This is a genomic window from Streptomyces violens (assembly GCF_000717745.1).
Classification (GTDB): Bacteria; Actinomycetota; Actinomycetes; order Streptomycetales; family Streptomycetaceae; genus Streptomyces; species Streptomyces violens.
Window position 1 is genome coordinate 633,320 of record NZ_JOBH01000001.1, and the last position, 25,404, is coordinate 658,723.

A 25,404-nucleotide genomic window follows, 5' to 3' on the forward strand; every position below is an offset into this window, starting at 1 on the left:
ACCTTGCGCCTGCGGCTCGTGCATTCCTAGAGATGCACGCCCCACGAGGGGAACGTCACAGATCGCCAACAGGGCTCGTCAGAGCGTCGCGGCCAGGGCCTCGCGCTGGGCCTTGTCCAGGTCCGTGCAACCGGTGACGGCCAGGTCGAGGAGGGCGTTGAGCTCGTCGCGGGCGAAGGGCTCTGCCTCGGCGGTGCCCTGGACCTCGACGAAGCGGCCGTCGCCGGTGCAGACGACGTTCATGTCGGTCTCGGCGCGGACGTCCTCCTCGTAGCAGAGGTCGAGGAGCGGCGTGCCGTCGACGATGCCGACGGAGACGGCGGAGACGGTGCCGGTGAGCGGCTTGCGGCCGGCCTTGATGAGCTTCTTGCCCTGGGCCCAGGTGACGGCGTCGGCGAGGGCGACGTAGGCGCCGGTGATCGCCGCGGTACGGGTACCGCCGTCGGCCTGGAGGACGTCGCAGTCCAGGACGATGGTGTTCTCGCCGAGGGCCTTGTAGTCGATGACGGCGCGGAGCGAGCGGCCGATGAGGCGGGAGATCTCGTGGGTACGGCCGCCGATCTTGCCGCGGACGGATTCGCGGTCGCCGCGGGTGTTGGTGGAGCGCGGGAGCATGGAGTACTCGGCGGTGACCCAGCCCTCGCCGCTGCCCTTGCGCCAGCGCGGTACGCCTTCGGTGACGGAGGCGGTGCAGAAGACCTTGGTGTCGCCGAAGGAGATGAGGACGGAGCCCTCGGCGTGCTTGCTCCATCCGCGCTGGATGGTGACGGGGCGGAGCTGTTCGGGGGTGCGGCCGTCGATTCGAGACATGGGGACGACCCTATCGGGAATGCCGAAGGCCCCGTTCCGGTGCGTACGCGCGCACGAAAGGGGCCTCGGTGGGAGCCGGGGGCTCAGCTCACATCATGTCTTCGATGTCCGCCGCGATCGGGTCCGCGTCGGTGCCGATGACGACCTGGATCGCGGTGCCCATCTTCACGACGCCGTGCGCGCCGGCGGCCTTGAGGGCGGCCTCGTCGACGAGGGAGGGGTCGACGACCTCGGTGCGGAGACGGGTGATGCAGCCCTCGACCTCTTCGATGTTGTCGAGGCCGCCGAGCCCGGCGACGATCTTCTCAGCCTTGCTGGCCATGTCCACTCCTGCTTGTCTCGGCCGTCGGCGGTTGTGCCGAAGGATTCCACACGGTAACGCACGTTCAGCCCTGTTGGACGGGCGTATGTCCGTTGCCTGGCGAATGATGGCGACCACCTGGAGTTGCCTCCGGGAGGCCCCGTAGCGCCACTACGAATGGTCTACACCACCAGTATGCGGCAAGCACGAGTCGGCCGTCGTGGGGCCGGCGGCCGGGAGGATGCGGATGAGTTCGGACGCGGCGGCGGCGCCGAGGAAGAAGTGGGGCGGCGGGCTGTTCCAGGGCCTGCAGAAGATGGGGCGCAGCCTGCAGCTGCCGATCGCGGTGCTGCCGGCGGCGGGCATCCTGAACCGGTTGGGGCAGCCGGATGTGTTCGGCGCGGATGGTGCGGGCTGGGACGACGTGGCGAAGGTGTTCGCGGGTGCCGGTCAGGCGCTGCTGGACTCCTCGCTGGGGCTGCCGCTGCTGTTCTGTGTGGGCGTCGCGATCGGCATGGCGAAGAAGGCGGACGGGTCGACGGCGCTGGCGGCCGTGACGGGCTTCCTCGTGTACTACTACGTGCTGCATCAGTTCCCGGTGGACTGTGCGAGCGGCGCGACGTTCGTGAGCGGCGGGCCGCTGGGGGGCGCGTGCGTGGCGAAGGACGGGACGGGGACGCCGGCCGGGTATCAGAATCCGGGGGTGTTCGGCGGCATCGTGATCGGGCTGCTGTCGGCGTGGTTCTGGCAGCGGTATCACCGTACGAAGCTGGTGGACTGGCTGGGCTTCTTCAACGGCCGCCGGCTGGTGCCGATCATCATGTCGTTCGTGGCGCTGCTCTTCGCGGTGGTGTGCCTGTTCGTGTGGCCGCCGATCGGTGACGCGCTGACGAGTTTCAGCAAGTGGATGGTGGATCTGGGGGCGACGGGTTCCGGGATCTTCGGTGTGGCGAACCGTGCGCTGCTGGTGATCGGCATGCATCAGTTCCTGAATACGTTCATGTGGTTCCAGTTCGGTGACTTCACGAAGCCGGACGGGACGGTCGTGCACGGTGACATCAACCGGTTCCTGGCGGGTGATCCGAGTGCGGGTCAGTTCACGTCGGGGTTCTTCCCGATCATGATGTTCGCGCTGCCGGCGGCGGCGCTGGCGATCACGCACTGCGCGAAGCGGCATCGCCGCAAGGAGATCGCGGGCATGATGCTGTCGGTCGGCCTGACGTCGTTCGTCACGGGGATCACCGAGCCGATCGAGTACTCGTTCCTCTTCGTGGCGCCGGTGCTGTATGTGCTGCACGCGCTGCTGACGGGTGTGTCGATGGCGGTGACCTGGGCGCTGGGGGTGCACGACGGGTTCAGTTTCTCGGCGGGTCTGATCGACTACGTCATCAACTGGAGTCTGGCGACCAAGCCGTGGCTGATCATTCCGATCGGGCTGTGTTTCGCCGTGGTCTATTACGCGATCTTCCGCTTCGTGATCACCAAGTTCGATCTGGCGACTCCGGGGCGCGAGCCGGAGGAAGTGGGCGAGGCGATGGAGCAGCAGAACGTGAAGTAGGCGCTCCCCTGCGGTGCAGCGGAACGTGAAGCGGAGACTCCCCTGCGTGGTCGGAAAACGGCTCCGGAACAATAGGTTCCGGAGCCGTTCCGCGTGCCGCCGTAACGATCGGGAGGAACGGATTCCTTTATGCGGTGACGACATGCTAAGTATGGTCTAAACCACTCAGTGGTGTAGACCATACAAGCGGGCTGCCCTTTTCCCCGAGCCCGCCTCACCAGGAGGAATCCGATGAGTACGGCCACCGCCGGCAAGGCGGCACCCGCGAAGAAGCGGGGAGCGGGTCTCTTGCAGGGCCTGCAGAAGATCGGTCGCAGCCTCCAGCTGCCGATCGCCGTCCTGCCCGCCGCGGGCATCCTCAACCGGCTCGGCCAGCCCGATGTCTTCGGCAAGGACGGCCTGGGCTGGATCGATGTGTCGAAGGTCTTCGCCGCGGCGGGCGGCGCGGTCTTCGACAACCTGCCGCTGCTGTTCTGCATAGGCGTGGCCATCGGCTTCGCCAAGAAGGCCGATGGCTCCACCGCGCTGGCCGCCCTGGTCGGCTTCCTGGTCTACAGCAACGTCCTCAAGGCCTTCCCCGTCGAGGAAGGCCACATCGACAAGGGCAAGTGGGTCGAGCCGGTCGTCAACAACCCCGGCGTGCTCGGCGGCATCATCATGGGCCTGCTCGCCGCGGTCCTGTGGCAGCGCTTCCACCGCACCAAGCTGGTGGACTGGCTGGGCTTCTTCAACGGCCGCCGACTGGTCCCGATCATCATGGCCTTCGTCGGCACCGCGGTCGGCGTGCTCTTCACCCTGATCTGGGAGCCCATCGGCGAGGCGATCTCCAGCTTCGGCGAGTGGATGACCGGTCTCGGCGCGGTCGGTGCGGGCCTCTTCGGCCTGATCAACCGTGCGCTGATCCCGATCGGCATGCACCAGTTCGTGAACACCGTCTCGTGGTTCCAGCTCGGTGACTTCACCGACGCGGCCGGCAAGGTCGTGCACGGCGACATCGGCCGCTTCTTCGCGGGCGACCCGAGCGCCGGCCAGTTCATGTCCGGCTTCTTCCCGATCATGATGTTCGGCCTGCCGGCCGCCGCGCTGGCCATCGCGCACACCGCGCGCCCGGAGCGCCGCAAGGCCGTCCTGGGCATGATGATCTCGCTCGGCCTGACCTCGTTCGTCTGCGGTATCACCGAGCCGATCGAGTTCACGTTCATGTTCATCGCGCCGGTGCTGTACGCGATCCACGCGGTGCTGACCGCCGTGTCGATGGCCGTCACCTGGGCGCTCGGCGTGCACGACGGCTTCACGTTCTCCGCGGGCTTCATCGACTACGTACTGAACTGGAACCTCGCCACCAAGCCGTGGCTGATCATCCCGATCGGTCTGGTCTTCGCGGTGATCTACTACGTGCTCTTCCGCTTCGCGATCACGAAGTTCAACCTCACCACCCCGGGCCGCGAGCCCGAGGAGGAGGTCGAGGACCTCACCAAGGCGTGAGCCCGCAGTACTCATGGGGAAGGCCCCGGAACCGGCGTACGGTTCCGGGGCCTTCCCCATGGCGCGTCAGATCTCGTACACGGCGCCCGCCTTGGCGACCTCCACCGGGCCGTCGAAGACCTCCTGCGCGTCGCGGAGGTTGATGCCGGGGTCGGTCCACGGGGGGATGTGGGTGAGCACCAGCCGGCCGGCCCGGGCGCGGGCCGCGTGCTGCCCCGCCTCGCGGCCGTTGAGGTGCAGGTCGGGGATGTCTTCCTTGCCGTGCGTGAAGGACGCCTCGCAGAGGAAGAAGTCGGTGCCCTCGGCGAGGGTGTCCAGCGCCTCGCAGACCCCGGTGTCGCCGGAGTACGTCAGCGACCGGCCGCCGTGCTCGATGCGGAAGCCGTACGCCTCGACGGGGTGGCTGACCTGCTCCGTACGGATCGTGAAGGGGCCCACGGTGAAGGTGCCGGCGGCCAGCGTGCGGAAGTCGAAGACCTCGCTCATGGCGTGGTCATGGGGCAGGTCGGCGTGGGCGGCGGTGAGGCGCCGCTCCGTGCCGGCCGGGCCGTAGACCGGCATCGGGGCGCAGCGGCCGCCGTCGGGCCGGTAGTAGCGCACGACGAAGTATCCGCAGAGGTCGATGCAGTGGTCGGCGTGCAGATGGGACAGGAGTACCGCGTCGAGGTCGTAGAGACCGCAGTGGCGCTGCAGCTCGCCGAGGGCACCGTTGCCCATGTCGATGAGCAGCCTGAAGCCGTCGGCCTCCAAGAGGTAGCTCGAACAGGCCGATTCCGTCGAAGGGAACGACCCCGAGCAACCGACGACAGTGAGCTTCATAGGGGCGTGAACCTCCGTGGGCGGGGGGCGGTGCGGCGGGTCCATGCGGGGCTTGGGCCGTGCTCGGCCGGTCCGTACCAGTCGTTGCAGTGCCCACGAGGGTAAGGCGCGAAAGGGCCGGTGGCTCCTCCAGCGGGGCGAGCTGTGGGCGGAATCACCAGTCCGGGTGGGCCTTTGGGGCGGGTGCGGACGGTCCGGGGTACGGTCCGGTGGACGACGATCGAGGAGGCGGGCATGGACACCTCATGGTGGCCGGCGGTGCTGGCCGTGGTGGTACTGGCGCTGGTCGCGGCGGTCGTCGACGGGCGGGCCCGTTCGGACCGCGGTCCGCGGCGCGGCGGCCGGCGGCCCGGTCGCGGCCCGGGCCGGGACGGCGGACGCGGTACCGGGCGTACCTCGCGGCGCCCCGGTGACCTGCCGGTACGTACACGGCCCGGCTAGCGCGGCGGCGCCGCTCCGGAACCCGGCGAGATCTGGTGGGCGAAGGTGCCGTTCGAGGACGTCTCCGCCGCGAAGGACCGGCCGTGCCTGGTACTGGCCGTACGGGGCGGGTCCGCGCTGGTCGCGAAGATCACCAGCCGGTACCACGACGAGCGGCCCGGGGTGATCCCGCTGCGGCCCGGGACGGTGGGCGACGCGCAGGGCCGGCCGAGCTTCCTGGAGACGGACGAACTGCGGGAGGTCGCGGTGGCCGACTTCCGGCGCCGCGCGGGCACGGCGGACCCGCTGCTGTGGGACCAGGTCCGGCATCTGGCCCGGTAGGCGCCCCGATACGGCCCCGGACAGCGTGAAGGCGCCCGGCCGTACGGGCCGGGCGCCTTCACGAAGCGGTCGCGAACGGGCTCACGCCCACAGCTGGCCGTGCAGCGTCTCGATGGCCGCTTCGGTGCTCTCCGCGGTGTAGACGCCGGTGGAGAGGTACTTCCAGCCGCCGTCGGCGACGACGAACACCACGTCGGCGCTCTCGCCCGCCTTGAGGGCCTTCTTCGCGACGCCGATCGCGGCGTGCAGCGCGGCGCCGGTGGAGACGCCCGCGAAGATGCCTTCCTCGGCGAGGAGTTCACGGGTGCGGCGCACCGCGTCCGCCGAGCCGACGGAGTAACGGGTGGTCAGCACGGACTCGTCGTAGAGCTCCGGGATGAAGCCCTCGTCGAGGTTGCGCAGGCCGTAGACGACGTCGTCGTAGCGCGGCTCGGCAGCCACGATCTGTACGCCGGGGACCTGCTCGCGCAGGTAGCGGCCGACGCCCATGAGAGTGCCGGTGGTGCCCAGGCCCGCCACGAAGTGCGTGACGGAGGGCAGGTCGGCGAGGATCTCCGGGCCGGTGGTGGCGTAGTGCGCACCCGCGTTGTCCGGGTTGCCGTACTGGTACAGCATCACCCAGTCGGGGTGCTCGGCCGAGAGCTCCTTGGCGACCCGTACGGCGGTGTTGGAGCCGCCCGCCGCGGGGCTGGAGATGATCTCCGCGCCCCACATGGCGAGCAGCTCGCGGCGCTCCTGGGAGGTGTTCTCCGGCATGACGCACACGATGCGGTAGCCCTTGAGCTTGGCCGCCATGGCGAGCGAGATGCCGGTGTTGCCGCTGGTGGGCTCCAGGATCGTGCAGCCGGGGGTGAGCCGGCCGTCCTTCTCCGCCTGCTCGATCATGTGCAGCGCGGGGCGGTCCTTGACGGAGCCGGTGGGATTGCGGTCCTCCAGCTTGGCCCAGATCCGTACGTCGTCGGCGGGCGACAGCCGCGGCAGACGCACCAGGGGGGTGTTGCCGACCGCGGCGAGCGGGCTGTCGTACCGCATCAGCGAGAGCCACCGGCGACGGCGGGAAGGATCGTCACGCTGTCGCCGTCGGCGACCTTCGTGGTGATGCCGTCGAGGAAGCGGACGTCCTCGTCGTTCAGGTAGACGTTGACGAAGCGCCGCAGCTGCCCGCCCTCGACCAGGCGCTCCTTGATGCCGGCGTGCCGGGTCTCCAGGTCGTCGAAGAGCTCGCCGAGGGTGTCGCCGCTGCCTTCCACGGCCTTCTGGCCGTCGGTGTGGGTGCGCAGGATGGTCGGGATTCGGACCTCGATGGCCATGAGGATGCTCCTGTTTCGGCTGGCTGGGACGCTTCCCGGAAAGGGCCGGAGAGCGAGTCTGGAGTGCGCCGCTGCGGGGCGCGTCGGGCGAGGCGTCCTGGGACGCGGGCGGGTATGCGTTCAGCCCGCCGGCCGTCTCGGCCGGGCGCCTGTCGTGCGGGTAGGCGGAACCGGTCAGCCGGCTGCGCGGCGCGGACACATCGCGCTGGCGAGGCGGCACAGGTCGACGTGCAGCCGCGCAACGAGCAGCAAGCTCGGCGTCTTCTCGCTCACGTCGTGGTCAACCATGCGGTCATCGTATCGATTCCCGGTCCGGGTACTGGAACCCGGTCTCGGGATGCGGACGGGCGGTGCACACCATGTGGGATGGGGCCAATCGGGACGCCCCGGCGGGCCGTGCGCCGCCGGGGCCGAGCACGGGCAAGAAGTGACGGGCGTCACGCGTACGCGTCGACGACCTCGACCTCTTCTTCGGTGATCACACCGTCCACGATCCGGTAGGAGCGGAACTGGAACGGGCCCGCGTCGTCGGTGTCCGCGGTGGAGACCAGGACATAGTGCGCGTTCGGCTCGTTCGCGTACGAGACGTCCGTACGGGACGGGTACGCCTCGGTCGCGGTGTGCGAGTGGTAGATCACGACGGGCTCCTCGTCCCGGTCGTCCAGCTCGCGATAGAGCTTGAGCAGGTCGGTGGAGTCGAATTCGTAGAACGTGGGCGAGCGCGCCGCGTTCAGCATCGGAATGAACCGCTCGGGGCGGCCGTCGGCGGGCGCCGGCGTCGGGCCCGCCAGGACCCCGCACGCCTCGTCGGGGTGGTCCTTGCGGGCGTGCTCGACGATCTGGTCGTAGAGAGCCCGGGTGATGGTCAGCATGCCGACCAGAATAAGCATCGGGCCCGTACGTACCACCAAGTGATACGTACGGGCCCGGATGCTGGACAGCGGGCGCGGCAGTCGCCGCGTCGGGTCAGTCCTTCTTCGTGGTGTCGACGGGGCCGCGGGCCGCGAAGACGTTCGGGTCCCGGCGCTTGATGACCAGGTAACCGATGCCCATGATCGCGGCCCAGATGGGCGCCGCGTACAGCGAGATCCGGGTGTCCGGGTCGATGCCCATCATCACGATGACCATGGCGATGAAGGCCAGCGCGAAGATCGAGGTGTACGGCGCGCCGGGGGCCTTGAACTCCGACTGCGGCAGCAGGCCGCGCTTGGCCTTGGCCCGGTAGCGCAGCTGCGAGAGCAGGATGACGATCCAGGCCCACATGCCGGAGATGGTGGCGAAGGAGACGACGTAGTTGAACGCCTCACCCGGCCACTGGTAGTTGATCCAGACGCCGACCATCATCATGGCCACCGAGACCGCGGTGCCGCGGGTGGGCAGACCGTTCTTGCTGAGGTAGGTGAAGACCTTCGGCCCCTGCCCGTTGAGCGAGAGGTCGCGCAGCATCCGGCCCGTGGAGTACATGCCGGAGTTGCAGGAGGACAGCGCCGCGGTGAGCACGACGAAGTTCACGATGCCGGCGCCGGCCGGCAGGCCGATCTTGGCGAAGGCCGCGACGAACGGGCTGACGCCCGGCTCGAAGATGGACCAGGGAACGACCGACAGGATGATGATCAGCGAGCCGATGTAGAAGAGGCCGATCCGCCACGGCACGGTGTTGATGGCCTTGGGCAGGACCTTCTTCGGGTCGGTGGCCTCGCCCGCGGTGACGCCGACCAGCTCGACGGCGAGGAAGGCGAACATCACGATCTGCAGCGTCATCAGCGTGCCGCCGATGCCCTTGGGGAAGAACCCGCCCTCGGACCAGAGAAGCGTGAAGGAAGCGGTGTCGCCGGCATCGGAGAAGCCGAGGATGATCACGCCGAGGCCGATCAGGATCATGCCGACGATGGCGGTGACCTTGACCATGGAGAACCAGAACTCCAGCTCACCGAAGAGCTTGACGGAGATCAGGTTGATGCCGAAGAGCGCGATGGTGAAGACCAGGGCCGACAGCCATTGCGGGATGCCGTCGTTCCAGTAATGGACGTATGTCGCGGCCGCCGTGACTTCCGTGATGCCGGTGACGACCCAGAAGAGCCAGTACGTCCAGCCGGTCACAAAGCCCATGAAGGGGCCGAGGAACTCACGGGCGTACTCCGAGAAGGAGCCGGACACCGGGCGGTACATGAGCAGCTCGCCCAGGGCCCGCATGATGAAGAAGATGACGAGCCCGACGATGGCGTAGGCCAGGATGATGCTCGGCCCGGCCTTCGAGATCGCTTTGCCCGCCCCGAGGAACAGGCCCGTTCCGATGGCGCCACCAATGGCGATCATCTGGATCTGCCGGTTTCCCAGACCGCGCTGATAGCCCTCTTCCGGGGCAGATCCCGCGGCGTCGGTGACGCCGTGCTGATTGTCGACCTGCGCTGAGGTCATGTGTGGTGCGCCTTTCTCCATTCCGACCCGGTCTGTTCCGGATCGGGTCCCGATCCCCCCGGATGGAGTCCTGCATCGCCAACGGTCGGCCGGCGCAGCGCTCCCGCGGCGACAGGGGTGGCGTCACCTACGGCAGGTCGAGAGTTTTTACCACGACCACTTGGGATGTACTACCGGGACACCGTAGGGCACGACAGGGAAAAGAGGACAAAATTCAAAAGGCGCAGGAAGGCCGGGCGCAGCAGTAATGCGATCGTTATCCGGATTTGATCGTCCGTTGAGCGGACGCATCCCTGTACGTAATCGGGCGTACCGTCCGGGTCACAAAGCCGCCGGTCCGGGCCATGATCGCGGGGCGGCCGCCGATCCGGAAACCGGCCCGGCTCTCACTCCGGCATCAGCGTTTCGATCAGGCTCTCCTGGAGCCCGCCCAGCCAGAGGTACGCCATCGCCATCGGCTTGCGCGGGTCCTCGTCCGGCAGGCCGAGCAGCTCGCTGCCGTCGTCCTCGTCGCTGACCTCCAGCCGGGTGCCGATCGCCAGCCGCAGGTCGTTCAGCGCGCCCAGCCACTGCTGGGACTCGTCCGGCTTGAGCCGCAGCACCGCGCCCTCGGAGTCCTTGCCGCCCTCGGCGGACAGCGCGTCCAGGGAGCGGACCACCGCGAGCGCGTCCTCGCGCTTGCGGGTCCGCAGGTCGTTCTCCGTGAAGCGGCGGAACTCCGCCGAGGCCGCGCGCGCATCGTCGTCCGGCACGTGGTCCGGGCCGCCGTAGGCGTCGGGGAAGAGCCGGGCCAGCGCCGGGTCGGACGGCGGCTCGCTGGGCCCCTCGGCGAAGAGCGCGTCCAGCGGGTCCTCGCCCTCGGCGGGCTCGTCACCGGGACCCACCAGCTCCATGAGCTGGACGGCCAGGCTGCGCAGGATGGAGATCTCGACCTCGTCGAAGGCGGCCGCCGCGCCGCCGCCGGGCAGGGCTTCGAAGTGGCCGGCCATCAGCGGTCCTGCGTGAGGGTCGCCCAGAGGCCGTAGCCGTGCATCGCCTGCACGTCGCGCTCCATTTCTTCGCGGGTACCGCTGGACACGATCGCGCGGCCCTTCCGGTGGACGTCGAGCATGAGCTTGCGTGCCTTCTCCTTGGAGTACCCGAAGTACGCCTGGAACACGTAGGTCACGTAACTCATGAGATTGACGGGGTCATTGTGGACGACGGTGACCCAGGGGACGTCGGGCTCGGGCGCCTCGAAAGGCGCCTCGGTCGTTTCAGGACGTTCGATCTCCGTCGGTGCGACACTCACGGATCCCATGCTGCCACCCAGGAGGGGCGCGCGCACAAACGACCCGGGGAAATCGTCAATGTGACGAGTAAGGGAGGTAGCATCTTTCCTATGAACACAGCAGACCTGGGGCTGCCGGTGGCCGTGCCGTCGACTGCGCTCTTCACCGACCAGTACGAACTCACCATGGTGCAGGCCGCGCTGCGGTCCGGCACCGCCGACCGGCGCTCGGTCTTCGAGGTCTTCACCCGGCGGCTGCCCGAGGGCCGCCGGTACGGCGTGGTCGCGGGCACCGGACGGCTGCTGGACGCGGTGGAGAACTTCCGCTTCGACGCCACGATCCTGGACTTCCTCACCGAGCGCGGCATCCTCGACGACACCACCCGCGCGTGGCTCGCCGACTACCGCTTCAGCGGCGACATCTGGGGTTATCCGGAGGGCGAGGTCTACTTCCCCGGCTCCCCCATCCTGCGCGTCGAGGGCACCTTCGCCGAGGCGGTGCTGCTGGAGACGGTGATCCTCTCGATCCTCAACCACGACTCGGCGGTGGCGGCGGCCGCCTCCCGGATGTCCGTCGCGGCCGGCGACCGCCCGCTGATCGAGATGGGCGCCCGGCGCACCCACGAGCTGGCCGCGGTGGCCGCCTCCCGGGCCGCGTACGTGGGCGGCTTCCACACCACCTCCGACCTCGCGGCCGGCTTCCGGTACAACATCCCGACGGCCGGGACGAGCGCGCATTCCTTCACCCTGCTGCACGACAACGAGCGGGACGCGTTCACCGCGCAGGTCGACAGCCTCGGTGCAGGAACGACTCTGCTGGTGGACACCTACGACGTGGCGGAGGCGGTCCGTACCGCCGTGGAGGTGGCCGGGCCCGGCCTCGGCGCCGTCCGCATCGACTCCGGCGACCTGCTGCTGCTCGCCCACCGGGTGCGCCAGCAGCTGGACGAGCTGGGCGCGCGCGACACCAGGATCGTGGTTACCAGCGACCTGGACGAGTACGCCATCGCCTCGCTGGCCGCCGCGCCCGTGGACGCGTACGGCGTCGGTACCCAGCTCGTCACCGGCAGCGGCCACCCCACCTGCTCGATGGTCTACAAGCTGGTCGCGCGCGCCGACAGCGACGGCGACGGCGCGCCGCTGCGGCCGGTCGCGAAGAAGTCCATGGGCGGCAAGGCGTCCCACGGGGGCCGCAAGTGGGCCGCGCGGCGCCCGGACGCGGACGGCGTGGCGGAGGCCGAGGTCATCGGCACGGGGCCGGTGCCGGCCGAGCTCGCCGACCGGCAGCTCATGGTGCCGCTGGTGCGCGGCGGCGAGGTGATCGCCCGCGAGCCGCTGGACGCGGCGCGCGAGCGGCACATCGCGGCCCGCGCCGGGCTCCCGATGTCCGCGATGCAGCTCTCGCGCGGCGAGGCCGTGCTGCCCACGGAGTACGTCTGAGGGGCCACGGCCACGCCTCTGCGAGGGGCATGCACCCCGGTACCTCGGTACGTGGGTGTCCTCGTGCGGCCGAACGGGTGGCGCGGTACGGACGGGACTTCTCCGTGCGCCGTGCCGTGCCCCCTGGCCTGCCGCGGCGTGTCCCGAACCGCCGTACGGCGCCCACTCCCGCAGCGCCGGGCGAGTGGCTACCCTCGGTCACATCGGCGTTTGCCGTAGCCCCCACAGCCGCCACACCCTCCCCCCATTTCCCATCCGGAAGGCACGCACCATGCACCGGGCATTGATCGTCGTGGACGTCCAGAACGACTTCTGTGAGGGCGGCAGCCTCGCGGTAGCGGGCGGCTGTGACATCGCCGCAGCCATCACCGACCTGGTGGGCGAGGCGGCGGGCAGCGGATACCAGTACGTGGTCGCCACGCGCGATCACCACATCGACCCCGGCGACCACTTCTCGGTCCGGCCGGACTACCAGCACAGCTGGCCCGCGCACTGCGTGGCCGGCACCGAGGGCAGCGGCTTCCACCCCAATTTCGCGCCCGCGATCGTCTCAGGTGCGATCGACGCGGTCTTCTCCAAGGGCGAGCACGCCGCGGCGTCCAGCGGCTTCGAGGGCGTGGACGAGCACGGCGCCTCGATGGCGGAGTGGCTGCGCGCGCACGACGTGACCGAGGTCGACATCGCCGGCATCGCCACGGACCACTGCGTGCGGGCCACGGCGCTGGACGCGCTGCGCGAGGGGTTCCGCACCCGGGTCCTGCTGGACCTGACGGCGGGCGTGGCCGCGCACACGACGGAGGCGGCGGTCGCGGAGCTGCGGGAGGCGGGGGCCGAGCTGACGGGTAAGCCGGTGGTCAGCGCGGGCTGAGCCACCGGCGGCCGAGCACGTCAGCGCGGGCTGAGCTGCTCCGGTACGGACGGGCGCAGCAGCGCCCGTATCGGGTGCCAGGACTCCGTGTCGTCCTCCGGGGCGCCGCGCCAGACCAGCCCGTCGGGGTGGTGGAGTACGGCCGTGACCTCGTCCGGGGTGGGCGGCTCGGTGTTGCCGCGCAGGTAGACGGCGCGCAGTCCGAGGTTGCGCAGTCTGGTCAGGGCGCGCGAGCGGTTCGCGGCGTGGACGAGGACGCGTACGCGGTGGCCGCTGCCGCCCGGTCTGGGCAGCGAGAGGGCCACCACCACGCTTCCGCCCGGAAGCCTGATGAAGCCGGAGCCGGTCAGGGTCATGTTTCCCCCGTGCATGGTCGGTGCAGCGGTCGGTGCATGGTCGTGCGGCCGGCGCACGCTGGGTCGGGGCATGCGTCGGGAACCCCTCGTGAGACTACGTGTCAGCAAGAAGGCCGCAGGAGGCATCTAAACGCGATCGGCCGCCGCCCGCTAGGGGGCGGCGGCCGATACGTATCTGACCTGCGGCTTTACTTACTGCTTCGCCGCGGGCCCGACCTGGAGGACCACCGTGGAGCCATCGTGGGCCTCCTTCGCGATCTTGATCCGGGTGTTGGTGTCAGGGACGATCACGCCACCGGTCGGGTTGGTCTTGTCGTAGTAGACCCCGTTGCGGTCGTCGAAGACGGTCACGCCCTTCTGCGACGCGATCTTCGCGGCCTTGCCGTCCTTGTGCAGCGTGAGCGCGTCGGTACGGGCACGGGTGAAGGTCGAGTCGTAGGTCTGGAAGCGGTTGCGCATGAGCTTGCCGTCCGCCCACTTCGTGGCCTTCGGGTGCGCGTCGACCGGGAGGATCTGACCGGTGCCCGGGTGCTCACCGACGTTGTTGTCCGGCTGCGAGGTGTCCCAGAGCCAGATCAGCACGCCGTTCTGGAAGGGGAAGTGCTCGACCCAGTTCGGCCGGGTGGAGGGCCACCCGAAGTTGTACGGGCCGGTCTTCAGGGTCTTGTCGTACGAGACGTACTGGCGGTTCTCCGCGAGGTAGTACTGCGGGTAGTCCTTGGTGAAGGACTCGCCGATGCGCGAGAAGCCCTTGGCGGTCCAGCCGGCGTCGTCGCCCTCGGCACCGTCGGTGAAGAGCGGCTTGCCGTCGGCCACGATGCTCAAGCCGTCCGCCGCGAAGCCCTTCTGGGCCACGCCGCCGTCGGTCTGGTAGCGGAACCGCAGGTCGATCTTCTTGCCCGCGTACGCGTCCAGCGGGTAGACGAGGTCCTGGTACGCCTCGACGGTGCCGGTCAGCGCGGGCTTGTCGCCGGCGTCGCGCGGGATGGCCCGGCCGTTCGCGGTGCCGTCCACCGGCGTCCAGTTGGCGCCGCCGTCCGTGGAGACCTCGGCGTACAGGTAGTCGTACTCCGCCTCGATGTCCCACCAGCCCTTGAGGTTCAGGGACGCCTTGGTCGCTCCGGTGAGGTCGACGGACCGGGTGAGGGTGTTCTTCAGGTCGTCGCCCATGCCGCTCCACCACTGCTTGGCGCCCTCGGCGGGCTTCACGACCGAGGTGGTGACGGCCTTCTTCGGCAGCTCGACGACGAGCGCCTGCTTGTGCTTGGTGTTGTACTCCGCGACGCCCAGCTTGTGCGTGGAGGCCGTCGACGCCTTCGCGGTGTCGTAGTTGAGCCAGCCGAGCTGCAGCTTGTCCCAGGCGTTCATGTCACCGGGCAGATCGCCGATGGAGTCCTTGCCCTCGCCGAGCCAGGAGCCGGAGGACATCAGCGACCAGAAGTCCACGGAGGACTCGCCGGTGCCACTGGTGTCGTACTCGTCCGGCAGGCCCAGGTCGTGGCCGTACTCATGGGCGAAGACGCCGAGGCCGCCGTTCTCCGGCTGCATCGTGTAGTCGCCGACCCAGATGCCGGTGTCGCCGATCTGCGCGCCGCCGGCCCTGTTCTCCCCCGGGCCGGTCCGGCCGGCGTCCGTGCCGTACGCGTACCAGCGGTGCGCCCAGATGGCGTCGGTGCCCTGCGCGCCGCCGCCCGCGGACTCGTCCTCGCCGGCGTGCACGATCTGGAAGTGGTCGATGTAGCCGTCCGGCTCATTGAAGTTGCCGTCGGCGTCGTAGTCGTAACGGTCCCACTGGTCGTACTTGGCAAGGTCCGTCTTGATCTGCGCGTCCGTGCGGCCCTGGGCCTTCTGGCCCTTCGCCCACTGGTTCACGCCGTCGCGGATCAGGTCCCAGGCGTTGGAACAGTTGGTCTGGCCGCAGTAGTTGGAGCCGTAGCGGGCCTCGTTCCAGTCGACCTTGACCCAGTCGGATACCTCGCCCTCGACCGAGTAGCGGCCCGAGGACTGCTTCTCGTAGTACTTCGCCAGGGACTCCTTCTTCTTGTCGTGCGAGAAGTAGAGGTCCTGGTAGTGCTGCTGGTTGAAGTCGGGCTGCCAGTCCGTGCTGTTGTCCGTCGCACGGTCCGGCTCGGCTATCTCGTTGTGCGCGGGGCCGGCGTCGCCGCCGTACTTCTTCACCGGCGGCTTGGGGCCGTCGCCGTCCGGGTCGTACATCGTGGTGTCGTCGACCTTGGTGCCGAACTCCACCAGGATCGTGAAGATCTTGTCGGTCTTCTCCCGGCCCAGCTCGACGTACTTGCCCTTGTCCAGCTTCACGACCTGCGAGCCGCCGCGCTCGGTGGTCTCGGCGTCGCCGGATATGACCTGCCGGAGCGCTTCCTCGCGCTGCGCGTCCTGGCGGTCGCTGAAGGGGCCCTTGAGGTCGTGGTCCACCGACCGCTCGGCGGGCGCCGGGTCGTTGGACGGGCTCGCGGCCGGGTTACGGCCGTCGGCCTGTGCGGCCCCGGACGCGAAAACGGCCGCCCCGATCGCGGCGGTTGCCGTGGCCAGGGCGGCCGATCTGAACAGCAATCTCTGGGATCTCACGTTGCGCTGTCCTCCCCTGTGACGAACGGTCGTTGGAGGCATTGCACCGGAACGCCGGGGGAAAAGACAGACCTTGTTTTGAACACATCAGCGAAGTACGTTACTCGGCTCACGATGTACGGGTATCGGACGAGTATCGGATGATGTCCGGACCGCACGGAGCACCCAACGGGCGCGCCGCGGGGGGCGGTTCGCCGGGCACATGAATCGGTGCGCCCCCCATGCACCGGGCCAGTGGGTCAACTCACGCTTACCGGACGTTCCGCTCGGGCAGTAAGGACCGTAGAGTCTTTTGGCGGCGCGCCAAGTCGACTGACACCCCTGATGCTTCCGAGGACGGACCCGCCATGCCTCGACCGACTGCCGCACAGCTCGTCTACGGTTCGGCCACCGTCGTGCTCTCCACCCTCGCCATGCTGCTGCTCTCGCAGACCAGGACGGGCATCGCGGTCGCGGTCATCGCCATCGCCGGGCTCGGGCTCGGCCTCCTCGTCGCGGTCACGGCGCCGCTGCCGCGCTTCGCGCGCGCCCGCCGGACGCGCGTCGCCGCCCCACAGGTACGGCCCGAGGGCTTCGTGGGACGGCGTACGTCGCCGACCCGGCCTGCCGAGGCCCGGGTCGGCGAACACTCCCGTTAGCGGCTGCTTTCGCGTCAGCCGGCCGACACCACCACCGTGCGGGCCGCCTTGTCGTGCAGACACTGCTGGTACGGCTTGTCCCAGGTGCACCACAGGACGTTGACCAGCCAGAAGATGGCGCCGCAGCAGGGGATGACCTCCGGCAGCGTGTAGACAGCGGCGCGCACCCAGCCCGCCTGGGCGGTGGGGATCGCCCCGTTCTCCAGCATCGCCACCCTGATCTTCATGGCCATCTTGCCGACGGTCTGGCCGCGGGTGGTGAGCATCAGGCCCTCGTAGATCAGATAGGCCAGCATCGTGACGCCGGAGACCACGGTCTGCTTGCCGCTGTCATCGGTGGTGCCGGGGTAGTCCACGCCGCCGACGATGAACCACATGATCAGGCCGACCGGCACGCCGATGAGGATGCCGTCGATGATCCGCGCGAGCAGCCGCCGGCCACGGCCGGCGAGCGGCGGCATCCCGGCGAGCGGATCGGGGGCGCCGTACGGGCCCTGGGGGCCGCCTTGATAGGGGCCTTGGGGTCCGCCGTACGGACCCTGGGGCGCGCCGCCGTACGGGTCGCCGCTGTCGGGCGGCGGCTCCTGCGGGTGCTGCGGCTTCTTGAGGAACGGGTCCTCCGGCGGCTCACCGGATCCGGGCCTCGGCTGGTCGGTACTCATGGCCCGAGTCGACCGCGTACCACCGGTCGCCGCATCCGGCGTGCGCCGTTCGGAGGAAGTGCGGCGCCCCGGAGCGTGGCGCGCGCCGTGCGCGGGCGCGCCCCGGCACTCCGGGGCGCGCGCCTGCGAGCCGGCTCAGCGAACCGGCTCGCAGGACCGGCTCAGCCCTCGGCCACGAACGTGCGGGCCGCCTTGTCGTGCCAGCACTGCCGCCAGGGCCGGTCGATCAGGCACCACACGGCGTTCACCACGCCGATGACCAGCGCGCCGAGCAGGCCGTACACCAGCCAGCGCTTGGCCGCCGCGCCGAACCCCGGGGTGTCGTGCCCCTCGATGTCCAGCACCTGCACGCCGCAGACCTTCTTGCCCAGCGTGTGTCCCCACTTGGCGGTGGGCAGCGCTTCGACGAGCAGCCCGACGACCAGCAGCACCGCGATCACGATGGCCAGATAGCCGCCGGTCGTGCCGTCCAGGAGGTAGACCGTGGTCTGCACGCCGGACTGCTTCGCGGCCTCGACCTTGGCCCCGATGTGGTCGGCCGCCGCGCTCCACAGCGGCACGACGACCCCCGCGAGCAGCACGCACAGCACGAGCGTGTCGATCAGCCGGGCGGCGAGCCGGCGGCCGAGCGGCGCGGGCCGCCCCTGGGCCTGCGCGGCCGCGAAGGGGTTGTCGACCGGCGGCTTGAAGGGGATGACGCCCTCGGGCGCGCTGCCCTGTTGCGGGGCCGACGGGCTCGACTGCTGGGGGTAGCCGTAGCCTCCGGGACCGCCCTGCTGCGGGCCCACGGGGGCCTGCTGGGGGTAGCCGTACCCGCTCTGCTGGGGAGCCGCGGGGCCGGGCTGCGGGTAGCCGTAACCGTCCTGCCGGCCGGCCTGCTGCGGGTAGCCGTAACCGCCCTGGCCGGGGACGGAGGGACCGGACGGGCCGGTCTGCTGCGGGTAGCCGTAGCCGGGGGCGGACTGCGGCGGGGTGGCCGGCGGCTGCTGGGCCGCGGGGCCGGCCGTCGGCGCCGACCGGTCGCGGCCCGGCTGTGCGCCGCCGCGGTCGATCCGGATCGCCATCGTGCCGTCGGCGACGGGCGTGCCGGGGCCCACCGCGCGGATGGCCATGGTGCCGTCCTTGGGGGCATCGGCGGCGCCTTCCTTGCGCGGGCGTTCCTGACCGGAACCTTCCTGCGCGTCGCCCCACGGCTGGGCCTCGGCCGGTGCGCCCGGCGTCGCGCCCTCGCGCTGCGGCGGGACCGAGCCCCAGGACACCATCTGGTCCTGCTCGCCGCCGAAGCCGGCCTGGTGGGAGGCGTCGGCCTGCCAGGAGGCGCCCGCGTCGGGGCCCGTGCCGTGCAGCCGCTGCGGGTCGTCCCACGCGGTGGCGGCGGACGGCACGTCCATCTCGCCGCGGTCGCGCACCGCGAGGCCGGCGCCGTCGGGGGCCTCCCCGTCGACCTGTCCGGAGTTCTCTTCCTCGTCGAAGAAGACCGGGCCGGTCTCCTCGGCGGACGGCTGCCCGGCGGCGGACGACGCTGCCGGACCCGGCTCGGCCGCGGCACCCGCCGGCGGGGCCGGCATCTCCTCGCCGTCGGCCGGCGCCGGCCGGCTGGTGCCGGGCACCCAGGAGGCGCCGTTCCAGTACCGGATGTAGCCGGGGATGGACGGATCCGGGTAGTACCCAGGCGTGGGGCTGCCGCCGGCGGATCCTGACGAAGGCGCGCTCATGTCCAAATCCCGTATCTGTGTTCAGGCCGTGGAGGGGCTGACGATGGTGGAGCTAGTGCAGTCTGCCGCAACGCAGCGACCACATCTATCAGACGGGGGGTGATCGCCGGGTATGTCCGGGCGCCGGACCCCTCGGAAGGGGGTTTTGAAAAAAGTTGTACGAAGTCGCGTAATGGTCCGGGAGCTACGGCCTCTATCCCTGTGCGGGCGGTGTTCACGGGGTGCCCGCACCGGAACGTAGAGAGGCGTGACTCATGCACACCGTGGTGGAACGAGAGCTGGAACTGGGTCTGGTGCTGTCGCCGGAGCGCAGCGTCGCGGTGCCGGCCCGGCTGACCTACCGCACCGACGACCCCTATGCCGTCCACGTCGCCTTCCACATCGGCTCCGATTCCCCCGTCAACTGGACGTTCGCCCGCGAGTTGCTCGTGGAGGGCGTCTTCCGGCCGTGCGGCCACGGTGACGTGCGGGTGTGGCCGACCAAGCTCGACGGCCGCAGCCTGGTCTGCATGGCGCTGAGCTCGCCGGACGGTGACGCGCTGCTGGAGGCGCCGGCCACCGCGGTCTCGGCGTGGCTGGAGCGCACGCTGCGGCTGGTGCCGCCGGGCACCGAGGAGGACCACCTCGGGATCGACAAAGGGCTGAGCGAGCTGCTGGCGCCGGCCGCGCGCGACGAGCTGTGGCTGCGCGACCCGTGGCCGTCGGACGAGTCGCCGGAGAGCGGCGCGTAGTACGTGCGGAGCCGCCCCGGTGGCGTAGTGGAATGTTCAACCACTTCGGCGCGTTGCCGACACCATGACCGAGACCTACTACACGCACGGCTCCCCCGCCGAGCGCTGGGACCGTGCGGGCCTCTTCTTCGACGCCAAGGACTACACGACCGCGGCGCACATCCTCGAGGGCCTCGTCGACGAGGTGCCCGAGCTCGTCGCGCCGCGGCTGCTCCTCGCCCGTGCCTACTACCACTCCGCGCGGCTCTGGCGCGCGGAGGCGGAGCTGCGCGCGGTCCTGGAACGCGACCCCGTCGAGAGCTACGCCCAGCTGATGCTCGGGCGCACGCTCCAGCGGCAGGGCCGCGAGGCCGAGGCCGCGCCTTACCTGCGGATCGCCGCGGCGATGACGGGCGGCGACCCGGACGCCGTCTGACCGGCGGGTGACGCCCCCGCCGTCGGAGCGACGATGGTGCCCCGCGCGCGGCGCCGTCGTGGTTGCTCGCGCAGTTCCCCGCGCCCCTGAAGCAGCGCCCTGCGGGCGCATGCTTCCCCTCGGCCGGAACGGGCTCTGTCAGCCCCGGTACGTCTCCAGCAGTCGCAGCCACACCTCGCTGATCGTCGGGTAGGCGGGGACGGCGTGCCAGAGGCGGGAGACGGGGACCTCGCCGGCCACCGCGACCGTCGCGGAGTGCAGCAGTTCGCCGATGCCCGGGCCGACGAAGGTGGCGCCGAGCAGCACCTCGCGGTCCAGGTCGACGACCATCCGGGCGCGGCCGCGGTACCCGTCCGCGTACAGGCTCGCGCCCGCCACGCCGCCCAGGTCGACGTCGACGCTGCGGACGCGGCGGCCCGCGCGCTCGGCCTCCTCCGCGGTCAGCCCGACCGAGGCCGCCTCGGGGTCGGTGAAGACCACCTGCGGGACGGCGGCGGTGTCGGCGGTCGCGGCGTGCGCGCCCCACGGGTCGGTCTCCAGGAGGGGTACGCCCTGGGCGCGCGCCGCGATGGCCGCGCCCGCGATGCGGGCCTGGTACTTGCCCTGATGGGTGAGGAGGGCACGGTGGTTCACGTCCCCGACCGCGTACAGCCAGCCGCCGTCGACCGCCGTCACCCGGCAGCTCTCGTCCACCTCCAGCCAGCTCCCCGGCTCCAGGCCCACCGTCTCCAGCCCGAGATCGTCGGTGCGCGGCGCGCGTCCCGTGGCGAAGAGCACCTCGTCCGCCTCGATCCGCTCGCCGCCGCTGACGGTGAGGGTGACCGGGCCGTCCGGGTCGGGGCGGTGCACCTCCTCGACGGAGGTGCCCGTACGGATGTCGGCGCCGCCCTCCTTCAGGGCCTCGGCCACCAGCTCACCGGCGAACGCCTCCATCCGCTCCAGCAGGCCGGAGCCCCGTACGAGCATCGTGATCCGGGAGCCCAGCGCCTGGAAGGCGGTGGCCATCTCCACGGCGACCACGCCGCCGCCGACCACCGCGAGCCGCTCCGGCACCGACTGCGCGCTGGTCGCCTCGCGGCTGGTCCAGGGCTTGGCGGTGTCCAGGCCCGGCAGACCGGGGAGCGCCGCGCGGCTGCCCGTACAGACCGCGACGGCGTGCCGGGCGGTGAGTTCGGTGCCGTCGTCGACGATCACCCGCTTGGGCCCGGCCAGCCGGCCCCGGCCGCGCACGAGGTCGATGCCCGCCGAGTCCAGCCATTCGACCTGGCCGTCGTCCTTCCAGTTTGAGGTGAAGGCGTCGCGGTGGGCGAAGACGGCGCGGGCGTCGAGCGGCCCGGCCACGGCGTCCTGCAGGCCGGGCACCCGGCGGGCGTCGGCGCGGGCGGTGACCGGCCGCAGCAGCGCCTTGGACGGCATGCACGCCCAGTACGAGCATTCGCCGCCGACCAGCTCGTTCTCCACGATGACGGCGCTCAGGCCGAGGGCGTGCGCGCGGTCGGCGACGTTCTCCCCGACCGGGCCCGCGCCCAGCACCACGACGTCGTACTCCCTGCTCTTCGCTGCGGGTTCTGCGGTCTGTGCCATCGGCGCTCTCGCTCCCTGCGTCGGGCTGTTCCTGCGGTGTTTCCGGCGGTGTTTCCGGCGATGGACGGTCGTCGGGCCCATCCTCCGCCCGCGGGCCCGCCGGGGCCACAGGGCGACCGGCCGGTCAGCGTATTCGCGCCTCCACCGCTTCCTTGGCCTCGGCCAGCCCGGCGCCCGTCAGCTGCCTGTACCGCTTGATCGCCTCGATCTTGCGGTCACGGCGGAGCAGGTCGTCGACCTCGGCCAGCTCGGGGCGGTCGTCGGCGATGCCGTGGTGCGCCAGGAGGAGGTCCAGGCGGCGCTCGGTCTCCCGCAGGCGCCGTTCCAGGCGCTTGGTGCGGCTGTCGGAGAAGCTGCCGAGCAGCAGAAGCACGACGATGACCAGCGTCGCCGACGTCAATGCGTTGTCCATGGCAGGACTGTACGGGCTGCCACTGACAACGGCCCCAACTCCCCTGCTCAGAAGACCTTTCCGGGGTTCAACAGCCCGAGCGGGTCGAAGACCTGCTTGATGCCGCGGTGCAATTCCAGCGAGACCGGACCCAGTTCGCGGGCCAGCCAGTCCTTCTTCAGTATGCCCACGCCGTGTTCGCCGGTGATCGTGCCGCCCAGCTCCAGGCCGAGCCCCATGATCTCGTCGAAGGACTCGCGGGCCCGCCGGGACTCGTCGGGGTCGGCCGCGTCGAAGCAGACGGTGGGGTGGGTGTTGCCGTCGCCCGCGTGCGCGCAGACGCCGATGGTCAGGTCGTACTTCTCGGCGATGGCGGCACAGCCGTTGAGCAGGTCGGCGAGGCGGGAGCGGGGCACGCAGACATCGTCGATCATGGTGGCCGTCTTCACCGCTTCGAGGGCGGTGAGGGTGAGCCGGCGGGCCTGGAGCAGCAGGTCGGACTCGGCGGCGGTCTCGGCGGGGACGACCTCGGTGGCGCCCGCGGCCTCGCACAGCGCGCCGACGGCGGCCAGGTCGGCGGACGGGTCCGGGCTGTCGAAGGCCGCGAGCAGCAGCGCCTCGGTGGAGTCCGGCAGACCCATGTTGGCCATCGCGTTGACCGCGCGGATGCTCGTACGGTCCATCAGCTCCAGCAGCGAGGGGGCGTGGCCGCGGGCCATGATCTCGCAGACGGCCGCGCACGCGGCGTCCGTGGAGGGGAACTCCGCCGCCAGCGCGAGCTGCTGCGGCGGCTCGGGCCGCAGTCCGAGGACGGCGCGCACGACGACGCCGAGGCTGCCCTCGGAGCCGACGAAGAGCCGGGTGAGGTCGTAGCCGGCCACGCCCTTGGCGGTGCGCCGGCCGGTCTGCAGCAGCCGGCCGTCCGCGAGCACGACGTCCAGGCCGAGCACGTACTCGGCGGTGACGCCGTACTTCACGCAGCACAGGCCGCCGGACGCGGTGCCGATGTTGCCGCCGATGGAGCACATCTCCCAGCTGGAGGGGTCCGGCGGGTAGTACAGCCCGTGTTCGTTCACGGCCCGGGAGAGGGTGGCGTTGATGACGCCGGGCTCGACGACCGCGATCCGGTCGACGGGGTTGATCTCCAGGATGCGGTCCATCTTGGTGAGCGAGAGGACGATGCAGCCGTCGGAGGCGTTGGCGGCGCCGGACAGGCCGGTGCGGGAGCCCTGCGGGACGACGGGTACGCGCAGCGCGGTGGCGGTGCGCATGACGTGCTGGACCTGCTCGACGGTGCGCGGCAGGACGACGACGGCGGGGGTGCCCGCTTCGCAGAAGCTGGCCATGTCGTTGGCGTAGGAGCCGGTGACGTCAGGGTCGGTGAGGACGGCCTCTTCGGGGAGTCCGGCGCGCAGTTGTGCGATGAGGTCCATGGCGCCACCTTGGCATCCGTGCGGCCTACACGGAAGATCGCGGAGGAGGGTTTACGCCGGGATTCCGGGGGCCGTTCCGGGCCCGGAGGACGTCCGGGCCCGGCGGCGTGCGGTCACAGGTTCCCGCGCTTCTCCTGCTCGCGCTCGATCGCCTCGAAGAGGGCCTTGAAGTTGCCCTTGCCGAAGCCCATCGAGCCGTGCCGCTCGATCATCTCGAAGAAGACGGTCGGGCGGTCCTGGACCGGCTTGGTGAAGATCTGCAGCAGGTACCCGTCCTCGTCACGGTCGACGAGGATCTTCAGCTCGCGCAGCGTCTCCACGGGGACGCGGGTCTCGCCCGCCCAGTCGCCGAGGGTGTCGTAGTACGAGTCGGGGGTGTTCAGGAACTCCACGCCGGCGGCGCGCATCGCCCGGACCGTGGCGACGATGTCGTTGGTGGCGAGCGCGATGTGCTGGACGCCGGCGCCGCCGTAGAACTCCAGGTACTCGTCGATCTGCGACTTCTTCTTCGCGATCGCGGGCTCGTTGATCGGGAACTTGACCTTGCGGGTGCCGTCCGCGACGACCTTGGACATCAGCGCGGAGTACTCGGTGGCGATGTCGTCGCCGACGAACTCCTTCATGTTCGTGAAGCCCATGACCTTGTTGTAGAAGGCCACCCACTCGTTCATCCTGCCGAGTTCGACGTTGCCGACGCAGTGGTCGATGGCCTGGAAGAACCGTTTCGCCGGGGGCTCGACGATCGGGTCGGCCGCGACGAAGCCCGGCAGGTACGGGCCGTCGTAGCCGGACCGCTCGACCAGGGTGTGCCGGGTCTTGCCGTACGTCGCGATGACCGCGCGCACGACCGTGCCGTGCTCGTCCTTGGCCTCGTACGGCTCCTCGATGCCGCGCGCGCCGTGCTCGACCGCGTAGGCGTACGCGGCGCGGGCGTCGGGGACCTCGATGGCCAGGTCGATCACGCCGTCACCGTGCGCGGCGACGTGGTCGGCGAGGAAGCGGCCCCACTCGGTCGAGGGCTTGATGACGGAGGTGAAGACGAAGCGGGCGCCGCCGGACTCCAGGACGTAGGAGGCGGTCTCGCGGCTGCCGTTCTCCGGCCCTGAGTACGCGACGCGCTTCATGCCGAAGGCCGTGGAGTAGTAGTGCGCGGCCTGCTTGGCGTTGCCGACGGCGAAGACGACGGCGTCCATCCCCTTCACCGGGAAGGGGTCCGCCTGCGCTGCCGTACCGGGTGAATGATCGATGGTCTCAGTCATGGCGGCAGATTCCCTCCGAACCACAAGGTGCGCAACAGTTTGCGTTTCGTCTGCGCATATTGATCAGCGACCGGCCAGTACTCTCGGGCGATCTGTACAGCATGACCACCGGAAGGGGCCCTATGGCGATCGATCATCTGGACGGCCGGCTGATCCAGCTCCTCGCGGAGGAGCCGCGGATCGGCGTACTGGAGGCGTCCCGCCGGCTCGGCGTCGCGCGCGGCACGGTGCAGGCGCGGCTGGACCGTCTTCAGTCCAGTGGAGTGATTCGCGGCTTCGGGCCCGACGTGGATCCGGCGGCGCTGGGCTATCCGGTGACCGCTTTTGCCACCTTGGAGATCAAACAGGGCCAAGGGGCGGACGTTCGTAATCATTTGGCAACCGTCCCTGAGGTCCTTGAGCTGCATACAACGACTGGACATGGGGACATGCTCTGCAGATTGGTTGCACGTTCCAACGCCGATCTGCAACGTGTCATCGACCGGGTTGTCGGCTTTGATGGCATCATGCGCGCCTCGACCGCGATTGTCATGGAAAATCCGGTACGGCTGCGCATCATCCCCCTGGTGCAACAGGCGTCGGGGGACTGACCG

General features: G+C 70.2%; 26 protein-coding genes and 1 pseudogene. 9 read left to right on the forward strand and 18 right to left on the reverse strand.

Going from position 1 to position 25,404, the window contains the following annotated elements:
* Nucleotides 1–78 precede the first annotated feature (78 nt).
* Together rph and IF04_RS0102795 are read right to left on the reverse strand one after the other, a co-directional pair.
* Complete coding sequence (gene rph / locus IF04_RS0102790) at nucleotides 79–810, reverse strand: ribonuclease PH (protein ID WP_030250233.1); 732 nt, start codon at nucleotides 808–810, stop codon at nucleotides 79–81.
* Between the two features lie 88 nt (nucleotides 811–898).
* Nucleotides 899–1,132 (reverse strand): PTS sugar transporter subunit IIB, encoded by a 234-nt coding sequence (locus IF04_RS0102795; protein ID WP_030250235.1) that lies wholly within the window; start codon nucleotides 1,130–1,132, stop codon nucleotides 899–901.
* A gap of 226 nt (nucleotides 1,133–1,358) precedes the next feature.
* On the opposite strand from IF04_RS0102795, the gene IF04_RS0102800 reads away from it, so the two are divergent.
* A complete protein-coding gene (locus IF04_RS0102800; RefSeq protein ID WP_030250237.1) occupies nucleotides 1,359–2,669 on the forward strand; it encodes a PTS transporter subunit EIIC in 1,311 nt (436 codons plus the stop codon).
* Nucleotides 2,670–2,900: 231 nt separating this feature from the next.
* Nucleotides 2,901–4,154 carry a PTS transporter subunit EIIC gene (locus IF04_RS0102805; protein WP_030250239.1) on the forward strand — a complete coding sequence of 418 codons (1,254 nt, stop codon included), beginning with the start codon at nucleotides 2,901–2,903 and terminating at the stop codon, nucleotides 4,152–4,154.
* 66 nt (nucleotides 4,155–4,220) lie between these two features.
* Here the strand turns inward: IF04_RS0102805 and IF04_RS0102810 are convergent, their stop codons facing one another.
* Nucleotides 4,221–4,973, reverse strand: a complete 753-nt coding sequence (locus IF04_RS0102810; protein ID WP_030250241.1) for an MBL fold metallo-hydrolase — start codon at nucleotides 4,971–4,973, stop codon at nucleotides 4,221–4,223.
* Nucleotides 4,974–5,207: 234 nt separating this feature from the next.
* On the opposite strand from IF04_RS0102810, the pseudogene IF04_RS39465 reads away from it, so the two are divergent.
* Nucleotides 5,208–5,735 (forward strand): annotated as a pseudogene (locus IF04_RS39465) (type II toxin-antitoxin system PemK/MazF family toxin).
* An 81-nt stretch (nucleotides 5,736–5,816) separates the two neighbouring features.
* Here IF04_RS39465 and IF04_RS0102820 read toward each other — a convergent pair.
* The 7 genes from IF04_RS0102820 to clpS form a co-directional block, all read right to left on the reverse strand.
* The gene (locus tag IF04_RS0102820; protein WP_030250243.1) at nucleotides 5,817–6,767 is read right to left on the reverse strand and encodes a PLP-dependent cysteine synthase family protein; all 951 of its coding nucleotides are present in this window, start codon (nucleotides 6,765–6,767) and stop codon (nucleotides 5,817–5,819) included.
* A complete protein-coding gene (locus IF04_RS0102825; protein ID WP_030250245.1) occupies nucleotides 6,767–7,045 on the reverse strand; it encodes a MoaD/ThiS family protein in 279 nt (92 codons plus the stop codon). The genes IF04_RS0102820 and IF04_RS0102825 overlap by 1 nt, the downstream gene beginning before the upstream one ends.
* Before the next feature lie 174 nt (nucleotides 7,046–7,219).
* On the reverse strand, nucleotides 7,220–7,333 hold the full coding sequence (locus IF04_RS40205) for a putative leader peptide (protein ID WP_342668106.1): 114 nt from the start codon (nucleotides 7,331–7,333) through the stop codon (nucleotides 7,220–7,222).
* Between the two features lie 149 nt (nucleotides 7,334–7,482).
* A complete protein-coding gene (locus IF04_RS0102835) occupies nucleotides 7,483–7,917 on the reverse strand; it encodes a M67 family metallopeptidase (RefSeq protein WP_030250248.1) in 435 nt (144 codons plus the stop codon).
* 94 nt (nucleotides 7,918–8,011) lie between these two features.
* Complete coding sequence (locus IF04_RS0102840) at nucleotides 8,012–9,463, reverse strand: amino acid permease (RefSeq protein WP_030250250.1); 1,452 nt, start codon at nucleotides 9,461–9,463, stop codon at nucleotides 8,012–8,014.
* A 386-nt stretch (nucleotides 9,464–9,849) separates the two neighbouring features.
* On the reverse strand, nucleotides 9,850–10,452 hold the full coding sequence (locus IF04_RS0102845) for a DUF2017 domain-containing protein (protein ID WP_030250253.1): 603 nt from the start codon (nucleotides 10,450–10,452) through the stop codon (nucleotides 9,850–9,852).
* Entirely contained in the window at nucleotides 10,452–10,763 is a 312-nt protein-coding gene (gene clpS, locus IF04_RS0102850; RefSeq protein WP_030250256.1) for an ATP-dependent Clp protease adapter ClpS, read from the reverse strand. The genes IF04_RS0102845 and clpS overlap by 1 nt, the downstream gene beginning before the upstream one ends.
* A gap of 81 nt (nucleotides 10,764–10,844) precedes the next feature.
* Here clpS and IF04_RS0102855 point away from each other — a divergent pair, with 81 nt between their 5' ends.
* Together IF04_RS0102855 and IF04_RS0102860 are read left to right on the forward strand one after the other, a co-directional pair.
* On the forward strand, nucleotides 10,845–12,173 hold the full coding sequence (locus IF04_RS0102855; protein ID WP_030250261.1) for a nicotinate phosphoribosyltransferase: 1,329 nt from the start codon (nucleotides 10,845–10,847) through the stop codon (nucleotides 12,171–12,173).
* A gap of 271 nt (nucleotides 12,174–12,444) precedes the next feature.
* On the forward strand, nucleotides 12,445–13,041 hold the full coding sequence (locus IF04_RS0102860; protein ID WP_030250268.1) for an isochorismatase family protein: 597 nt from the start codon (nucleotides 12,445–12,447) through the stop codon (nucleotides 13,039–13,041).
* 20 nt (nucleotides 13,042–13,061) lie between these two features.
* On the opposite strand, the gene IF04_RS0102865 is transcribed toward IF04_RS0102860, so the two are convergent.
* Entirely contained in the window at nucleotides 13,062–13,397 is a 336-nt protein-coding gene (locus tag IF04_RS0102865; protein ID WP_037957981.1) for a hypothetical protein, read from the reverse strand.
* Between the two features lie 192 nt (nucleotides 13,398–13,589).
* Nucleotides 13,590–15,983 (reverse strand): immune inhibitor A domain-containing protein, encoded by a 2,394-nt coding sequence (locus IF04_RS0102870; RefSeq protein WP_030250274.1) that lies wholly within the window; start codon nucleotides 15,981–15,983, stop codon nucleotides 13,590–13,592.
* Nucleotides 15,984–16,330: 347 nt separating this feature from the next.
* Here IF04_RS0102870 and IF04_RS0102875 point away from each other — a divergent pair, with 347 nt between their 5' ends.
* Nucleotides 16,331–16,621, forward strand: coding sequence for a hypothetical protein (locus tag IF04_RS0102875; RefSeq protein ID WP_030250278.1), 291 nt, complete (start codon nucleotides 16,331–16,333; stop codon nucleotides 16,619–16,621).
* A 14-nt stretch (nucleotides 16,622–16,635) separates the two neighbouring features.
* Here the strand turns inward: IF04_RS0102875 and IF04_RS0102880 are convergent, their stop codons facing one another.
* Both IF04_RS0102880 and IF04_RS0102885 read right to left on the reverse strand, forming a co-directional pair.
* The gene (locus tag IF04_RS0102880; protein ID WP_030250281.1) at nucleotides 16,636–17,283 is read right to left on the reverse strand and encodes an RDD family protein; all 648 of its coding nucleotides are present in this window, start codon (nucleotides 17,281–17,283) and stop codon (nucleotides 16,636–16,638) included.
* Nucleotides 17,284–17,444: 161 nt separating this feature from the next.
* On the reverse strand, nucleotides 17,445–18,998 hold the full coding sequence (locus IF04_RS0102885; RefSeq protein WP_030250284.1) for an RDD family protein: 1,554 nt from the start codon (nucleotides 18,996–18,998) through the stop codon (nucleotides 17,445–17,447).
* A gap of 254 nt (nucleotides 18,999–19,252) precedes the next feature.
* Here IF04_RS0102885 and IF04_RS0102890 point away from each other — a divergent pair, with 254 nt between their 5' ends.
* Nucleotides 19,253–19,729, forward strand: coding sequence for an SsgA family sporulation/cell division regulator (locus IF04_RS0102890; protein ID WP_030250286.1), 477 nt, complete (start codon nucleotides 19,253–19,255; stop codon nucleotides 19,727–19,729).
* 64 nt (nucleotides 19,730–19,793) lie between these two features.
* A complete protein-coding gene (locus IF04_RS0102895) occupies nucleotides 19,794–20,144 on the forward strand; it encodes a tetratricopeptide repeat protein (protein WP_030250289.1) in 351 nt (116 codons plus the stop codon).
* 138 nt (nucleotides 20,145–20,282) lie between these two features.
* Here the strand turns inward: IF04_RS0102895 and IF04_RS0102900 are convergent, their stop codons facing one another.
* The 4 genes from IF04_RS0102900 to hppD all read right to left on the reverse strand — a co-directional run bounded on the left by IF04_RS0102900 (nucleotide 20,283) and on the right by hppD (nucleotide 24,811).
* A complete protein-coding gene (locus IF04_RS0102900; RefSeq protein WP_030250292.1) occupies nucleotides 20,283–21,728 on the reverse strand; it encodes a dihydrolipoyl dehydrogenase family protein in 1,446 nt (481 codons plus the stop codon).
* Between the two features lie 124 nt (nucleotides 21,729–21,852).
* Entirely contained in the window at nucleotides 21,853–22,140 is a 288-nt protein-coding gene (locus tag IF04_RS0102905) for a ribosomal protein L7/L12 (RefSeq protein ID WP_030250296.1), read from the reverse strand.
* Nucleotides 22,141–22,187: 47 nt separating this feature from the next.
* Nucleotides 22,188–23,552 (reverse strand): FAD-binding oxidoreductase, encoded by a 1,365-nt coding sequence (locus IF04_RS0102910; protein WP_030250298.1) that lies wholly within the window; start codon nucleotides 23,550–23,552, stop codon nucleotides 22,188–22,190.
* A 113-nt stretch (nucleotides 23,553–23,665) separates the two neighbouring features.
* Nucleotides 23,666–24,811, reverse strand: coding sequence for a 4-hydroxyphenylpyruvate dioxygenase (gene hppD, locus IF04_RS0102915; protein WP_030250301.1), 1,146 nt, complete (start codon nucleotides 24,809–24,811; stop codon nucleotides 23,666–23,668).
* Between the two features lie 122 nt (nucleotides 24,812–24,933).
* Here hppD and IF04_RS0102920 point away from each other — a divergent pair, with 122 nt between their 5' ends.
* On the forward strand, nucleotides 24,934–25,401 hold the full coding sequence (locus tag IF04_RS0102920) for an Lrp/AsnC family transcriptional regulator (protein ID WP_030250303.1): 468 nt from the start codon (nucleotides 24,934–24,936) through the stop codon (nucleotides 25,399–25,401).
* Nucleotides 25,402–25,404: the final 3 nt, after the last annotated feature.